General features: G+C 59.7%; 12 protein-coding genes. 8 read left to right on the top strand and 4 right to left on the bottom strand.

The genetic code is table 11. From position 1 onward, the window contains the following. Nucleotides 1–263: 263 nt before the first annotated feature. Both CIT25_RS09610 and CIT25_RS09605 read right to left on the bottom strand, forming a co-directional pair. Nucleotides 264–1,472 (bottom strand): polysaccharide biosynthesis/export family protein, encoded by a 1,209-nt coding sequence (locus CIT25_RS09610; RefSeq protein WP_095484318.1) that lies wholly within the window; start codon nt 1,470–1,472, stop codon nt 264–266. A 162-nt stretch (nt 1,473–1,634) separates the two neighbouring features. Beyond that, nucleotides 1,635–2,309, bottom strand: coding sequence for a sugar transferase (locus CIT25_RS09605; protein ID WP_095484316.1), 675 nt, complete (start codon nt 2,307–2,309; stop codon nt 1,635–1,637). Nucleotides 2,310–2,763: 454 nt separating this feature from the next. Between CIT25_RS09605 and CIT25_RS37440 the strand changes: the two genes are divergently transcribed. The 8 genes from CIT25_RS37440 to CIT25_RS09565 all read left to right on the top strand — a co-directional run bounded on the left by CIT25_RS37440 (nt 2,764) and on the right by CIT25_RS09565 (nt 11,099). After that, nucleotides 2,764–3,186 (top strand): hypothetical protein, encoded by a 423-nt coding sequence (locus CIT25_RS37440; protein ID WP_245329815.1) that lies wholly within the window; start codon nt 2,764–2,766, stop codon nt 3,184–3,186. Between the two features lie 522 nt (nt 3,187–3,708). After that, nucleotides 3,709–4,722: a glycosyltransferase family 2 protein gene (locus tag CIT25_RS09595; RefSeq protein WP_095484314.1), complete on the top strand. Its 1,014-nt coding sequence runs from the start codon at nt 3,709–3,711 to the stop codon at nt 4,720–4,722. A gap of 368 nt (nt 4,723–5,090) precedes the next feature. Beyond that, nucleotides 5,091–5,489 (top strand): single stranded DNA-binding domain-containing protein, encoded by a 399-nt coding sequence (locus CIT25_RS09590; protein ID WP_095484313.1) that lies wholly within the window; start codon nt 5,091–5,093, stop codon nt 5,487–5,489. Nucleotides 5,490–5,653: 164 nt separating this feature from the next. Beyond that, nucleotides 5,654–6,523, top strand: a complete 870-nt coding sequence (gene exoK, locus CIT25_RS09585) for an endo-1,3-1,4-beta-glycanase ExoK (protein ID WP_095484312.1) — start codon at nt 5,654–5,656, stop codon at nt 6,521–6,523. A gap of 61 nt (nt 6,524–6,584) precedes the next feature. Continuing rightward, complete coding sequence (locus tag CIT25_RS09580; protein WP_095484311.1) at nt 6,585–7,916, top strand: UDP-glucose dehydrogenase family protein; 1,332 nt, start codon at nt 6,585–6,587, stop codon at nt 7,914–7,916. Between the two features lie 100 nt (nt 7,917–8,016). Continuing rightward, the gene (locus tag CIT25_RS09575; protein WP_095485043.1) at nt 8,017–9,477 is read left to right on the top strand and encodes a GMC oxidoreductase; all 1,461 of its coding nucleotides are present in this window, start codon (nt 8,017–8,019) and stop codon (nt 9,475–9,477) included. Then, nucleotides 9,474–9,923, top strand: a complete 450-nt coding sequence (locus CIT25_RS09570; RefSeq protein WP_095484310.1) for a hypothetical protein — start codon at nt 9,474–9,476, stop codon at nt 9,921–9,923. The genes CIT25_RS09575 and CIT25_RS09570 overlap by 4 nt, the downstream gene beginning before the upstream one ends. Nucleotides 9,924–10,019: 96 nt before the next feature. Next, nucleotides 10,020–11,099, top strand: a complete 1,080-nt coding sequence (locus tag CIT25_RS09565; protein ID WP_095485042.1) for a glycosyltransferase — start codon at nt 10,020–10,022, stop codon at nt 11,097–11,099. Nucleotides 11,100–11,113: 14 nt separating this feature from the next. Here CIT25_RS09565 and CIT25_RS09560 read toward each other — a convergent pair whose 3' ends face one another. Continuing rightward, on the bottom strand, nt 11,114–12,136 hold the full coding sequence (locus CIT25_RS09560; RefSeq protein WP_095484309.1) for a phosphoribosyltransferase family protein: 1,023 nt from the start codon (nt 12,134–12,136) through the stop codon (nt 11,114–11,116). A gap of 38 nt (nt 12,137–12,174) precedes the next feature. After that, the gene (locus tag CIT25_RS09555; protein ID WP_095484308.1) at nt 12,175–13,671 is read right to left on the bottom strand and encodes a lipopolysaccharide biosynthesis protein; all 1,497 of its coding nucleotides are present in this window, start codon (nt 13,669–13,671) and stop codon (nt 12,175–12,177) included. Nucleotides 13,672–13,682: the final 11 nt, after the last annotated feature.

The following is a 13,682-nucleotide window of genomic DNA, read 5'->3' as shown; positions in this document are numbered from 1 at the left end:
CCAAATCTAAAATTGCCTTTTCCTGCTATATGAGGCGAGACTCCAAGCACCGAGACTCGATCGGATATTTCGATACCCCTCATTACCCAAATGAATGTAATGATTGTGCCTTTAATATACCTTCTAGCACGATAGATATTCACTACGCTTCCCCCGCGGATAGCCGCTCCTCGCCGAGGAGCGTGCATCTATGCGGACGGCCTTGGCGTGACGCTCCCTTTGAGCGTCAGCTGACGTCGGGGTATTCGATTGCTCGAAACGGCCTATTGGCTAGCCATTGGCGCCAACTTCACCTTGATCACGTCCCCGGGCAGCACGGGCGTGTCTTCGCTGGCGGCGATTTCGCTGCTCTTTCCGTCGACCACCCGAACCAGGCCAAACGACATTGTTGGCTCTTCGCCGTCGCGATAGCGTTGCAACGCCGGGTTCCCCGACATGGCTTCGGCCATCAGGCCCGTTTGCATGTTCATCTTGAGCATTGTTTGACTGAGATCGGCTTCTGCCTGTTGCCGATCGGTGGCGAGGCCCGCATTCTGGGTGTTTTCCAGATCGATGGCGTCCTGATTGGCCTTGCTGATCGACTGCTTGGCGGTGAGGATGGCCGTCTCGTAATCCAGGATCTGGCCTTCCAGGTCGGCGATCGTTTGTTGCGAAGTCAGAACCCGCGTATTGACGACAAGGCCCTTTTGCGCCAGCGAGCCGATGCCGCTCAGCTGTTCCTTTGCCAGGTCGACCTGCCGCTGCTGGTTGACGATCTTTTTCTGCAGCGAATCAATCTCGCTCTGCAGCAGCGTCTTCAAATCATCGAGCGCCTGAAGGCGCAGTTTGAGATTCTTTTGATCGGCCGTCAGGATCGCCATCTCGTCGGCAACGATGCTTGCCAGTTTCGGATCGTCGGCCACCTCCTTCGGCACGTCGAACGTCGACTTGTCCGCTATCTCCGCTTCGATGCGCGCGCGCCTGACGATCAGCCGGACCCGTTGGTCTTGGAGAACGTCAAAATCGCCCTTGGCATTGATCATGTCGCGGTCGTACCGCTGTCCTTCGGGACTCCGTCTGACACCGCCGGCGATGCTCATCGCCCTGAGCACGGTCAGGTCCGGCACGTAAGGATACTGACCGGGCGTCTGGACCTCCCCGGAAATGTAGAACGGCCTGTACTGCGCCATTTCGACGGAGGCTTCCGGCCGGTCCGCCAGAGCGAGCTTGCGCTGGAGCGCCTGGCCGATCGCTGCCGCGACCTCGGACGTGGTCTTGCCGGATGCCGGCATTTCGCCGACGAACGGCACGGACAATGTTCCGGCAGGACCGACCGTGTACTCTCCGTTGACGGCCGTCCAGTCGCGGAACGTGCCTTCAACGGTCTGCCATTCGGCCACGCGGATGGTCAGCTTGTCCTGCGATCCCAGGCGGTACTCGTCGGCGGTGGCGAGTTGGGGAACGGCGAGCGTCAGCGCGAGGCAAGCAGTCATAAGCCGCATCCGTCGCTTGTGATTGCTGACAGTGCCGGCGCAGGAGATTCCGAAGATGTTTGTTTTCAACTGAGCTTTTTCCGATCCGCTTTGGCCCCGCCCGATGAAGCTTGCTGCAGAATGCTTGGCGTCTGGACCGTCACTCACCGGCTCCCGGCCGGGTCAGTAGCAGCCCCGCGACATCCAGACCGCAGGCACGGTCTTGATGATGATGCGAATGTCCTCGAATAGCGACCAGTTTTCAACATAGTGGCGATCGAACGCGACGCGGCTGTCGTAGGAAACGTCGTTGCGGCCGCTGACCTGCCAGAGCCCGGTCAGGCCGGGGCGCGATTTCAGGTAATAGACAGCCGAACTGCCATAGATTTCGAGCTCGTCGCGCACGACGGGGCGAGGACCGACAAGGCTCATGTCACCCTGAAGGATGTTGATGATCTGCGGCAGTTCATCTAGGCTGAGCTTCCTCAGCACGGCCCCGACGCGCGTGACGCGCGGATCGTTCTTGAGCTTGCGGGTCGCTGTCCATTCGGCATTGGCGTCCGGATTGGCGGCAAGATATGCTGCCAGCACCCGTTCACCATCCTGAACCATGGTGCGAAACTTGAGGCACGGGAAAATCCGTCCTCCCCGACCGATCCGGCTGTGACCGTAGAAAATCGGCCCGCCGTCGGAAAACTTGACAAGCAGCGCGACCATAACAAACAGCGGACTGAGAGCCACCAGGCCAATCAGTGAACCGGCAATATCGAAGCTGCGTTTTAGCAGGCCGCCGATTGGTGGAAAATCGATGCCGGCCTGCGAAAAATCCGCATCGGCCGACTTGGCTACGTCCCTCATGCGTAAACTCCATACGTTGAACGGATGGTTTCGCCCACAATATCAAAAAAATGCTGCATCGCAACACACAATTTCTCGATCGCTTGAAATAATCACGTCATGAATTGACTAAATAATAAACCGATCCTGCACAAATTTTGATCTTTATGGCACGTTCGTGACAGATTATGGGCAACTTTGAAAAATCTAGTGCCTTTTTGAGGCTGATTTTAGGCGAATCGCTCTTTGTACCGCGTCATGGAACATAATCGTGCTTTAGCTTCCGAGACATATAGAGATTTTAGAGTAAAATACTAATTAATATTATGGGTCTTACTGGAGGGGTTCCATATCCGGTGATTGGCCATGATGCAGACGTGTGCATCGCAACATGGCAGAGTCGATCCCGCGAACGCATCCAAAATTATTTGTGGTTGGCCTTGCCCGCTATTGCACACCTTAATAGAGTTGCAAATTGTTTCTGTCAGAGTATGGAACAGCGTGGGAAAGGCCGAAAGCAACCGGCCAAAAAACGGGCCGCCTCAACGAGCTCGTAATGGCGAAGGGAGGCTCGGGGTGGGTCAATCATCGATTTTTGCCCGAGCAGGTTGACGGGCTGTCGGGTATGTCGCTACCAAAATTCATTGTCGGCATGATTTTCGCTCTGGCGATCGTGGTCGCCTGGTCTCATCTGGGCGGCGCTTCGCTCGGCACGACGCTTTTTCGCGCTATGGCTTGCGCCATCGTCATTCAGCTGGGCTACTTTTTGCTGGTTTTCGTCATGGTTGCCAGAAACACGCCGACATCGGCTGATAAGATTCGCGATGCCGAACGAAAGCTGAGTTCGACCGAGACGGCCGATGGCGAGAAGTTCAGTGCCAGGAGAAGCCTTCACTGACCCAACGTCAGGTCGCGTCGGTTGGGTTCCTGTCGGACTGCTCGCCTTACAGCATCCTGGACAACTGACCTCCGGATTTTTCCATCAGCCTCTGATCCGCTGATTCACTATCTGATTTTGCCTGACCTTGACGATGCGGCCGTTTTCCATCGCGACCACCTGGTCGGCGAAAGCGAAGATCGACGGTCAGGGTCGTCATCGCGCCGCAGCCCGTCGATCGCCTTGGTGACCAGCGATTCGAGTGCGCTGACGGCTCTATCCAGAATGGCAGGGACGGTTTGCGAAGCGGCGCGTCGAGCCGCTGGCATTACATCGCCATCGATTTGCGCCATGACGACACCGAAAGGAAAGACTGGACGGAGCGAATGATTTTGGCGATGCTTTGCTTCGCACTTGCAGCATAAGCGCCGGCTGACGCTCTTTCGAACAGCCGGACAGTCGGTGACGACGAGAGTTGCATCGGACATTCAACGGGGGGCGGCAAGAAATTCGGAGCCACCTTTGCAGTCGAGAGACGAATTGATGACAAAACCCGAGGTCTGCGTGATCATCGCTGCCCGCAACGCGGCGCGGACAATCCCGGTTGCCATCGCATCGGCGTTGCGCGAGCCGGAGGTGGCGGAAGTCGTCGTCGTCGACGACGCTTCCACCGACGATACCGCGAAAGTCGCTCGGGCAGCCGACGATGGCAGCGGCAGGCTTTCTGTAATCCGGCTCGACGTCAACGGCGGTCCTTCCTTCGCTCGCAACGCCGCGATCGCCAGCTCCAAGTCACCGTTCATCAGTATTCTGGACGCCGATGATTTTTTTCTCGAGGGCAGATATCGCGAGTTGTTCGCCAGCGCCGATTGGGATTTCGCTGCCGACAACATCATGATGATCAGGGACGATGCGGCGACCGATGTCTCGAAAATCGCCGCTCCGCAATTCTCAGCCGACCCGGAATTTCTCGATTTCGAGCGTTTCATCGAAGGCAACATCTCCAGTCGCCGTGTGCAGAGAGGTGAGCTGGGCTTCCTCAAACCGGTGATCAGCCGCGCTTTTCTCGACCGGCATGGGCTGCGCTATGACGAAAACCTGCGGCTGGGCGAAGACTATGAGCTCTACGCGCGCGCGGTTGCTTGCGGGGCACGCTTCAAGGTCATCAGGTCCTGCGGCTATGGCGCCATCGTTCGCGCTGATTCGCTGAGCGGCCAACATAAGACGCAGGATCTCAAGCGTCTGGCCGACGCGGATCTGGCGCTGCTGGCGATCGACAGTTTGCCGGAAGGCTCTAAGGCGGTGCTCAGAAGGCACGAACGGCAGGTGCGCGACAAATACCGGTTGCGGAACTTCCTCGACGTGAAGAACGAGCGGGGGCTGACGTCGGCCGCGGCCTACGCCCTGGCCAGCCAATCCAACCTCATCCCCATCGTTCGCGGCGTGGCAGCCGACAAGCTGGATGCGCTGTTTCGCCGCGCCGGCTTTGCCTCGAAGCAGCCTGTGCCGCCGCTGCGCTTTCTCATGGCCGCAACCAGCCCGCTCGGCGAGACTTGAGCTTGTCCGCGAGCGGCGCCATGCCGATCATGTCAACAGGTCCTTACCCCGCTCCAACGTGAAGCGAATTTCCGATTCGCCACACTAAAGCGCGTCGCGTTTGATGAGATTCATGCGACGCGCTTTAGTTCTTGTTCTTATGCATGTCGTTGTCGCAAAACCGCTGCGCACTTTTGCGCAACATGCATTAGGTGGTTGCCTACTCGCTCTGGGGATGGCATGTATGTTGCGGTGCAGCAATTTTGCTTGGCCGTTTGAATCGGCCCGAAAATGTCCCCTGTCAGAGGAGCTGGACGATGCGACAAGATTTTTTCGGCCTGGATGGGCACGGGATTGCCATAGGCCGGCTATGACAGGAGACTGAGCGCATGGCCTCGATATTCGGCTTCAGATCAAGGGATCCGGCTCGAGACAGGCAGACCGACATCTCGCGCCTTGACCGCCTGGCAAAGCTGCTTGACCAGATCGCAGCCGAGGTCGAGGCGGAGAAAAACGGACTTGAGAATCGCTACCGGACAAAGGCCACCAACGCGGCCTTTCTGGTCGAGGCGATGGAAAATGGAGCGGCCTCCTCCAGCAGATCCGCCGAAGTCAGCGAACTGACGAAGTCGATCCTGAATTGCGAGCAGCGCATCGCGGCGCTCGCGCGGCAAAACGAATTGATGAAGGATCTCCGTCATTCGCTGGATGCAATCTTCGATGAAAGCGGTCAGCGTGGCTCGACCACCAAGGCTGATTTCGCCAAGCCGGCCGCCGGCACGGGGTGAACTTCAAAGTTCTGGGTGGCGCCGCAGGCAAGAGGTTTAGTGCCACAGGTCAACAAAGAGGCAGCACAAGGAAGGTGCCGGGAGAAGGTCAAGATCAGCTCGTTTCGTCATGGTTCGAACGTCGACTTTGGGTTGGGGGCACACAGCACAAAGGTGAGTTTGGTATGAACGCGGATCCGAAAAGCACGTCCACCCCAGCAACCGGCGGCAGCCCGCTCACGCGCTCGATCAGGCAAGTGAACCTGAGGCAGCTATGCTCTGGCGGCGCGTTTCTGCTGGTCGCGCTCGGCAGCCTGGTTGCAGGCCCGACCCCTTCCCGTTCGCAGGATATCCCGACTGCGCCATCGTTCGTCGATGATTTCACCAGCTTCGACCGTGCGCGCTGGTACGTTGCCGACGGCTGGACGAACGGCAGCCATCAGAACTGCACCTGGTCCAAAAGCCAGGTCGAGCTTTCCGACGGCATGCTGACGCTCGGCTTCGAAAAGCGGAAGCTGAAGGATCGCGATTTTGCCTGCGGCGAGATCCAGACCAAGCAGCGCTTCGGCTATGGCACCTATGAGGCACGGATGAAAACCGATGCCGGCTCCGGCATCAACGCCGCCTTCTTTTCCTACATCGGCCCCTCCGACAAGCAGCCATGGGATGAAATCGACTTCGAGGTGCTGACCAAGGACACCTCCAAGGTGCAGGTCAACGCCTACATAGCCGGCAAGGGCAACAACGAGAAATTGGTGGATGTAGCGGGCGGCACCGACAAGGCTTTCAATGACTACGCCTTCGTCTGGGAGAAGGACCGGCTGCGCTGGTACGTCAATGGCCAGCTGGTGAACACGATCACCGATCCGGCAAAGCTGCCCAGCCATGCGCAAAAGATATTCTTCAGCCTCTGGGGCAGCGACACGATGAAGGGCTGGCTAGGCCCGTTTTCGGATCCGGGGCGCAAGCTCACCATGCAAGTGGACCGCGTCGCCTTCACGGCGCTCGGCCAGCCATGCCAGTTTCCGGAATCGCTGGCATGCAGCATAAAGTGAAGGCTAATCTGAACCGGCCGGACCGAAAGCGCTCCGAAGCCTTGAACAGGGATGAAACCAAATGAATTTGACGGTCTTTGGAATTGGCTATGTCGGTCTGGTGCAGGCGGCGGTGCTTGCCGAAGTCGGACACCAGGTGGTGTGCGTCGACATCGACGTGAAAAAAGTCGAGCGGCTCAATCAGGGCCTCATCCCGATTTTCGAGCCCGGACTCGAAAACCTCGTCAAGGAGAACCACGCGGCCGGCCGCATCAAGTTCACCACCGACGCCGCCGCCGCGGTCAAGCATGGCGAGATCCAGATGATCGCCGTCGGCACGCCTCCCGGAGAGGATGGTTCGGCCGACCTCAAATATGTGCTGGCAGTCGCCGAGGCCATCGGCCGGGAGATGGACGCGCCCAAGATCGTCGTCGGCAAATCGACCGTGCCGGTCGGCACCTGCGAAAAGATAAAAGCCAGGATCGCCGCCACGCTGAAGGCGCGGGGTCGCGAGGATCTGGCTTTCGACGTGGCCTCCAATCCGGAATTCCTCAAGGAAGGCTCAGCGGTGGCCGACTGCACGAAGCCCGATCGCATCATCGTCGGCACCAGCAGCGAAAGCACCGAGGCGGTGATGCGTGAACTTTATGCCCCGTTCAACCGCAACCACGAGAAGATGATCGTGATGGATGTGCGCAGCGCCGAATTCACCAAATACGCCGCCAATTGCATGCTGGCGACCAAGATCAGCTTCATGAACGAAATGGCCAATCTGGCCGAGGAACTGGGCGCCGACATCGAGGAGGTCCGCAAGGGCATCGGCAGCGATCCGCGCATCGGCTACCACTTCATCTATCCAGGCCTCGGCTATGGCGGCTCGTGCTTCCCCAAGGATGTGCGCGCCCTGATCAAAGCGGCGGAAGGCGTCAAGTTCGATGCCAAGCTGCTGCGCGCGGTCGAGGAGCGCAACAACGAGCAGAAGTCGGTCCTGTTCGACAAGGTGAACCGGTACTTCGAGGGCAATCTGAAGGGCAAGACCTTTGCGCTTTGGGGCTTAGCCTTCAAACCCGACACCGACGACATGCGCGAGGCGCCGGCGCGTGTCCTGATGGAAGCGCTGTGGAAGGCCGGTGCCAAAGTGCAGGCCTACGATCCCGAGGCGATGCAGGAATGCCAGGCCATCTACGGGCTGCGCGAGGATCTCCTCTTGTGCGGGACCAAGGAGGCAGCGCTGCGTGGCGCCGACGCACTCCTGATCGCCACCGAGTGGAAGAGCTTCCGCGCGCCTTCTTTCGACGCGGTGAAGGATGCGTTGACCACGCCGATCATCTTCGACGGCCGAAACCTCTACGACCCGAAGGTCATTGCCCGCCACGGCATCGAATACCACTCGATCGGCAGGATGGCGGCGTGAGGCCCATTCGGGAAAGGCCTATGGCAAGATTGGCTCGCACACCAAGGACGGTTACGAAGGCTTTGATGAACGCGCTCGTTTCAACAAAGGGTTTTATCTGATGGTGCTGGGCGTCAGGCCGGAACAGATCGCCAACGAACATTTCGATCTTGTCGCCATCGGTTCCGGTTTCGGTTCGGCGTTCTTCCTGCATGCGTTCGCGAAGCAGCGAAAGGCTCGCATTCTGGTTCTGGAATGGGGCCGGCACAACACGCATGAATGGCAGCTCGACCAGAACGTCAACACAGACATCGACGAAGAGACAACCTACAAGACCAACTCCGATAAGCCGTGGAACTACACGATCGGATTGGGTGGCGGAACGAATTGCTGGTTCGCGCAGACGCCGCGCTTTCATCCGAACGACTTCAGGCTGAAAAGCCTCTACGGCATCGGCAACGACTGGCCGATCAGCTATGACGAGCTCGAGCCGTTCTACTGCGATGCAGAGGACGTCATGTCGATTTCAGGCGACCCCGACATGGCGGCGATGATGCCGCGTTCCAGGCCGTTTCCACAACCACCGCATCACATGTCGACGCCGGACCGGATGATGAAAGCGGCGCAGCCGGACCAGCACTTTGTCGTGCCGACAGCCAGGGCGCGCGTGCCGACCGCGCAGCGGTCTTCGTGCTGCGCCAATTTGCGATGCGGCTTATGCCCGGTCGACGCGAAATTCACCGCCAACAATGGCCTGATGCACGTCTTCGAGCATCCCGACGTTTCGGTCTGCCTTGGCGCGGAAGTGCGCCGCCTCGATCACGTCGGCGGATCGGTCCGTTCGGTCGTGTTCGTGCAGGACGGCAAGGAATATTCGGTCAGCGGCGATCTTTTTATTCTGGGCGCCAATGCCATCCAGAGCCCTGCGATCATGTTGCGATCCGGCCTGTCGGGCGAATTCGTCGGGCGTGGCCTGCACGAATCCTACGGATGGAATTTCGAAGCCTATCTCGACGGTGTCGACAATTTCGATGGCAGCACCATCACCACCGGCTTGAATTTCGGCCTTTATGACGGCGCCCACAGATCGCAGCATGCGGCGGCGCTGGTCTATTTCGAAAACCGCTGGCAGCACGGGATGCGCCCCGAAAAGGGGCGTATCCGTCAGACGCTTCCCCTCATCATTGTCACCGAAAACCTGCTCGAGCCGGAAAATCTCGTCATCCTCGACGAGGATGAAAACGCCTTCGTCAGTTTCAAGGGGGCATCCGACTATGCCGTCAAGGGCATGGCGTGGGCAAAGGAGAAACTGCCGGCGCTTCTGGCCCCGCTGCCGGTCGAAGAGATTTTCGATCGCGGCATCCGGCCGACCGAGTCGCACGTCCAGGGCACGTTGAGGATGGGCTTGAGCCCGGCGGATTCGGTGGTCGACCGGGACATGATCCACCATCAGCTCAGGAACCTGGTCGTCGTCGGCTCGAGCACATATCCAAGCTGTTCCTGTGCCAACCCGAGCCTGACCGCGGCAGCCCTCTCCTTGCGGGCGGCGAGCCGGATAGCGGGAAAGGAAATGGCCGGATGATCAAGGTTTCGCGGCGCGCGGCACTGGCCATCATGGCTGGCGGAGTTGCTTCGACCGGCATCGCCTATGCCGCCGTTTCCTCGCTTTCGGACGAGGACCTGGTGCGCGTCACGCTCGAAAGATATTTCGGCAGGCTGAACATGCGCATCGAACATCTGCAGCAGTTCGTCCTGGAATTCCAGAAGCGGAACCCCTGGATATTTCCAAACAAAAAGCTGGGCGATGCGGTCACTCTGCTTGAAGAGCTGAAATTGGGCGCCGCACGCCGGTTTCTCCCCGACCAGAAAAAAGAAGATCTGAGCCATTTCGACCGCTGGGTTATTGCCGAGTTCCATATGCTGACCGACTATGCCCGGCGCAGTTCGCCAACCGATCCGATCCGATTCACCGGATGGCAGCCATGCACCAATCCGTTCGCCAATTTAGAGATGCAACAGGATGCCTGAAAGCGGGTCGCAAGCCATCACGCGTGAACAAGCCATGCGTTAACAAGCAATGCGTCATCGCTCGTAAACTTGAGAATGCGACAAGGAGCCGAAACCATGAAAGTGCTTTTTGCAGGCGGCAACGGTTACACGCCCCAGTTCAGCGGCGGTGTCCAGTCCAGCACCCATCATCTTGCCGAGCAGTTGCTCGAGCACGGGCATGAGGCGTCGGTGCTCGCCGCCCTGTTTGGCCAAGGCGTTTTCGGCTACAAGGCGCGCGCCAAGATGAAGCTTCTGAGACAGCGCGCGGTCATCGACAGCTATCCGGGCTATCCGGTCGTGCGGGCCTGGTTTCCCTGGGAGGCGGCGGGTTTTGCCGTCGAAAAGCTGAGGCCGGATGTCGCCGTGGTCCAGTGCCACAAGTCGGTTCCGATCGGCAAGGCGCTGCAGGCCGAAGGCGTGCCGCTGGTCGTCTATCTCAGAAACGTCGAGTTCCACGAATTGGGCGGCGATCTGCGCGAGCTGCATTCGGCGCTTTACATCGCCAATTCCGAATTCACGGCGCGCACCTACAAGGCAAAATTCGATATCGATTCGACGGTTATACCGCCGACCATCAATCCCGCACTCTACAGCACGCCGACGACAGGCGAATTTGTCACGCTGATAAATCCCTATGAGGAAAAAGGCTTCGAGCTTGCGGTGCGCGTTGCCGCCGCCTGCTCCGAAATCCCGTTCCTATTCGTTGAAAGCTGGAAGCTTGACGACGATCATCGGGCCCGGATCGAGCAGACGATCGCGCCGCTCGGCAACGTCACGCTGGAGAGCCGGACCAGCGACATGAAAACCGTTTATGGCCGCACGAAAATCCTGCTCGCCCCCAGCAAGTGGGAAGAGGCCTGGGGCCGGGTGGCGTCGGAAGCCCATTGCAGCGGCATTCCCGTCGTCGGCTCGCGTCGTGGCGGCCTGCCCGAAGCGATCGGCTCCGGTGGCGTGGTGCTGGATTACGACGCCCCGCTCGCCGATTGGGTGGCAGTGGTCAGGCGTCTGTGGACCGACAGCCAGGAATATGGGCGGCTTTCAACGGCGGCACGTGCATTCTCCGAGCGACCGGAACTCGATCCGGCTGGTCAGTTCGCGACCTTCTTCTCGATGCTCGACAGGGCGGCACGGCAGCCTTCGCGGCAGGCCGCCTAAGTTCTGAATCGGATTCAAGCAGGTCTTTTGATCCGGCTCTTGAGCGTCTCGTAGCCGCGTTCGCCGAGCAGTGTGCGCGCCACGGTCTTGATTGCCGTCTTGCGCCCGTCAGGCGAACTGATCCCCCGCAATCTGCTGGGAAGGTTGCGTGCCGTCTGTCCTAGTGCCGGAAGCGACAGCGTATCGGGATAAGTTACCAGATGCGTTTCGACGCACAGCACCGGTTTGCCGGAAAGCTTGGCGATCTTGAGGGCCTGCTGGTGCTCGCTCTCGATGAACAGGATGGCGTCGGATTTGCGGTAGAAATCGGCTTTGAAACTGCCATGCACGCCAAGCCGTTGCCGTTCCGCCTTGCTCGGCAGGTCAAGCATGATCAGTCTGTCGTATGCGATGCCATGCTTTGCGAGCCATGCTTCGGTAAGCGCGCGGTATTTCTCGAGCCGGCTGGTGACGAGCCAGCCGATCTTGCGGGTCGGGCCAAACAGAGGCAGTGCTTCGCTCAGGAATTTCTCATAGGCCGGGCCGTCGTCGTTTTCGGCTTCGGTCGGGTCCAGGCAGAGCACGCCGTCAATGTCGACGCAGCATTGCGCGAGGAATTTGTGGTGCATGAAGTTCCATTGGAACATCCTTGGATGCGGCACGACTTCCAGGACGACGTCAGTTTCCTCGTGCTGAGGCAGCAGGCCGAACACCGCGGCAAAGATGAAGTCCGCCTTGATGCCGGCGGCCTCTACCCGGCTGCGCGCCTCGCGCATCGCGGCACCGCCGCTGACGCTGTCGTCGATCACCAGAACCTTGCGCATGTCGGAGGCCTGCCGGTCGAGCGCGGCGCGGCGTTTGGTGACCCCCGAAGTATAGATCTTTCCGGCCAGGAAGCTGTCCAGATCGGTCATCGGGATGTTCGCCGTCAGGCTGAGCAGTGTGGCGGCGAGAATCCCGCTTCGGGGAACGCCGACCACCAGGTCGATGTCGCGCGGCAACCGGTGAAGGTTCCTGACAATCGCATCGTTCATGTCGGAGATCGATCGGTAGTGCATGGGATCAGACCTGCTTCTCGTATGGATGTCCGTGCAAGTTACTTCGCCTCGCTTGGTGCTGCCGCGGGCGCCCGTGCCGGCAGGAGTTTCAGAGCCTCCCGCAATGCTTCGCGGCCGGACGCAAACGCCAGCGCGGTCACGATGGTGATCATGTAGGACAGCACAACCGCGCTCGCCATGGCGACGATGTGCTGTTGCGGCAGCAGCGGCTTGGCAAACCAGATCGCGGCAAGCGCCAGATGCGCGCCAAGCACGAAGGGCGTTGCCGCGCGAAGCATGTGGCTTGCCCGCAGCGGCCCGGTCTTGCCGATATACAGCCACAGGAAAGGTGTTTTGAGATACTCGCTGATCGCATAGGCGATCGCCACCCCCAACGCGCCATAAGGCAGGCCGACCAGGAAGGCCAGCACCGACGTCACGGCCGCTATGATGCCCCAGCGCATGAAATCGCCCGAGCGACCCTGGCTGATGAAAAGCCAACCCGCCGGGTTGTTGAGCGGCTGCAGCAGCCCGGCAAAACCGAGCGCCAGGAAGATGTTGGAACTCTGCCGCCACTGCTCGCCGAGCACAAACGGTATCAGCAGGTCGGACATGGCGGTGGCGAAGGCGACACCGGGAAGTGCAACCAGCAAGATCAGCGGCATGACGCGAAGATAGGCGCTGCGGTAGCGGTCCGGCTCGTCCTTCAGCCTGGAAAGAGCCGGCACCATGACCTTCGACAGCGGATTGGTGATCTGGCTCAACGGAAACAGAAGCAGCTTGTAGGCCCGGTCATAAAGCCCAAGCTGCGCTTCGCCCCAATATTTTCCGATCAGCACATTGTCGAGATTGCGGGCAAAGAAATTGGTGAAATTGAACCCGGTGATGCCGGCGCCGAAATTGATCAGGTCGCTGATGCCATCGACCTTGCGCGGCAGGCTGGGGCGCCATCGCGAGTTTGCCCAGAAGCAAAGTGTGGGCAGCACGGCTGTTGTCAGCGTGCCGGCAAAAAGTGCCCAGTAGGAACGGTCGATGAAAGTCCAGGCGATCGATACGACGAGGCCGGCGACGGCACTTGCGACGTCGATGATGGCCAGGCGGCCGAACTGCATGCGGCGTGTCAGCAGCGCCAGATGCTGGGCGCCCAGCCCATAGGCTATGATCTGCAGCCCAAGCGCTGCCACCAGACCGGCCACCCGCGGCTCGCCGTAAAAAGCGGCGACCAGCGGCGCCGAGCCGGCAAGCACGCAAGCGAGCAACGTGCTGACCGCGACATTGACCCAGAAGAGGTAGTTGATCTCCTCATGCCTTATCCCGCTTTTCTGGATCGTGGCCTGGGTCAGGCCGAAATCCTGGAACAGCGCGATGAAGGCAAGCACCGGTGCGCACATCGCCACCACACCGAAGTCCTGCGGCGACAGCAGGCGCGACAGCACGATGACGGAGACGATCTGCGTCGCAACCCGCACCGATTGCGCCAAAGCCGTGATGATAGCGCCGCGTCCGACCGATCTGCGGAGAGAGCCCTCTGGCGGGTCGAATGCATTGGCTTGCAAATTCAGGGTCC

The organism is Mesorhizobium mediterraneum (assembly GCF_002284565.1).
Lineage (GTDB): Bacteria > Pseudomonadota > Alphaproteobacteria > Rhizobiales > Rhizobiaceae > Mesorhizobium > Mesorhizobium mediterraneum.
The sequence above is the reverse complement of the archived record's forward strand: the minus strand, read 5'-3'. Positions and strand labels throughout refer to the sequence as shown.

Coding starts and splice junctions, on each gene's coding strand:
- CIT25_RS09610 (WP_095484318.1), bottom strand. CDS start 1,472: ATGACTGCTTGCCTCGCGCTGACGCTCGCCGTTCCCCAACTCGCCACC.
- CIT25_RS09605 (WP_095484316.1), bottom strand. CDS start 2,309: ATGAGGGACGTAGCCAAGTCGGCCGATGCGGATTTTTCGCAGGCCGGC.
- CIT25_RS09595 (WP_095484314.1), top strand. CDS start 3,709: ATGACAAAACCCGAGGTCTGCGTGATCATCGCTGCCCGCAACGCGGCG.
- CIT25_RS09590 (WP_095484313.1), top strand. CDS start 5,091: ATGGCCTCGATATTCGGCTTCAGATCAAGGGATCCGGCTCGAGACAGG.
- exoK (WP_095484312.1), top strand. CDS start 5,654: ATGAACGCGGATCCGAAAAGCACGTCCACCCCAGCAACCGGCGGCAGC.
- CIT25_RS09580 (WP_095484311.1), top strand. CDS start 6,585: ATGAATTTGACGGTCTTTGGAATTGGCTATGTCGGTCTGGTGCAGGCG.
- CIT25_RS09575 (WP_095485043.1), top strand. CDS start 8,017: ATGGTGCTGGGCGTCAGGCCGGAACAGATCGCCAACGAACATTTCGAT.
- CIT25_RS09570 (WP_095484310.1), top strand. CDS start 9,474: ATGATCAAGGTTTCGCGGCGCGCGGCACTGGCCATCATGGCTGGCGGA.
- CIT25_RS09565 (WP_095485042.1), top strand. CDS start 10,020: ATGAAAGTGCTTTTTGCAGGCGGCAACGGTTACACGCCCCAGTTCAGC.
- CIT25_RS09560 (WP_095484309.1), bottom strand. CDS start 12,136: ATGCACTACCGATCGATCTCCGACATGAACGATGCGATTGTCAGGAAC.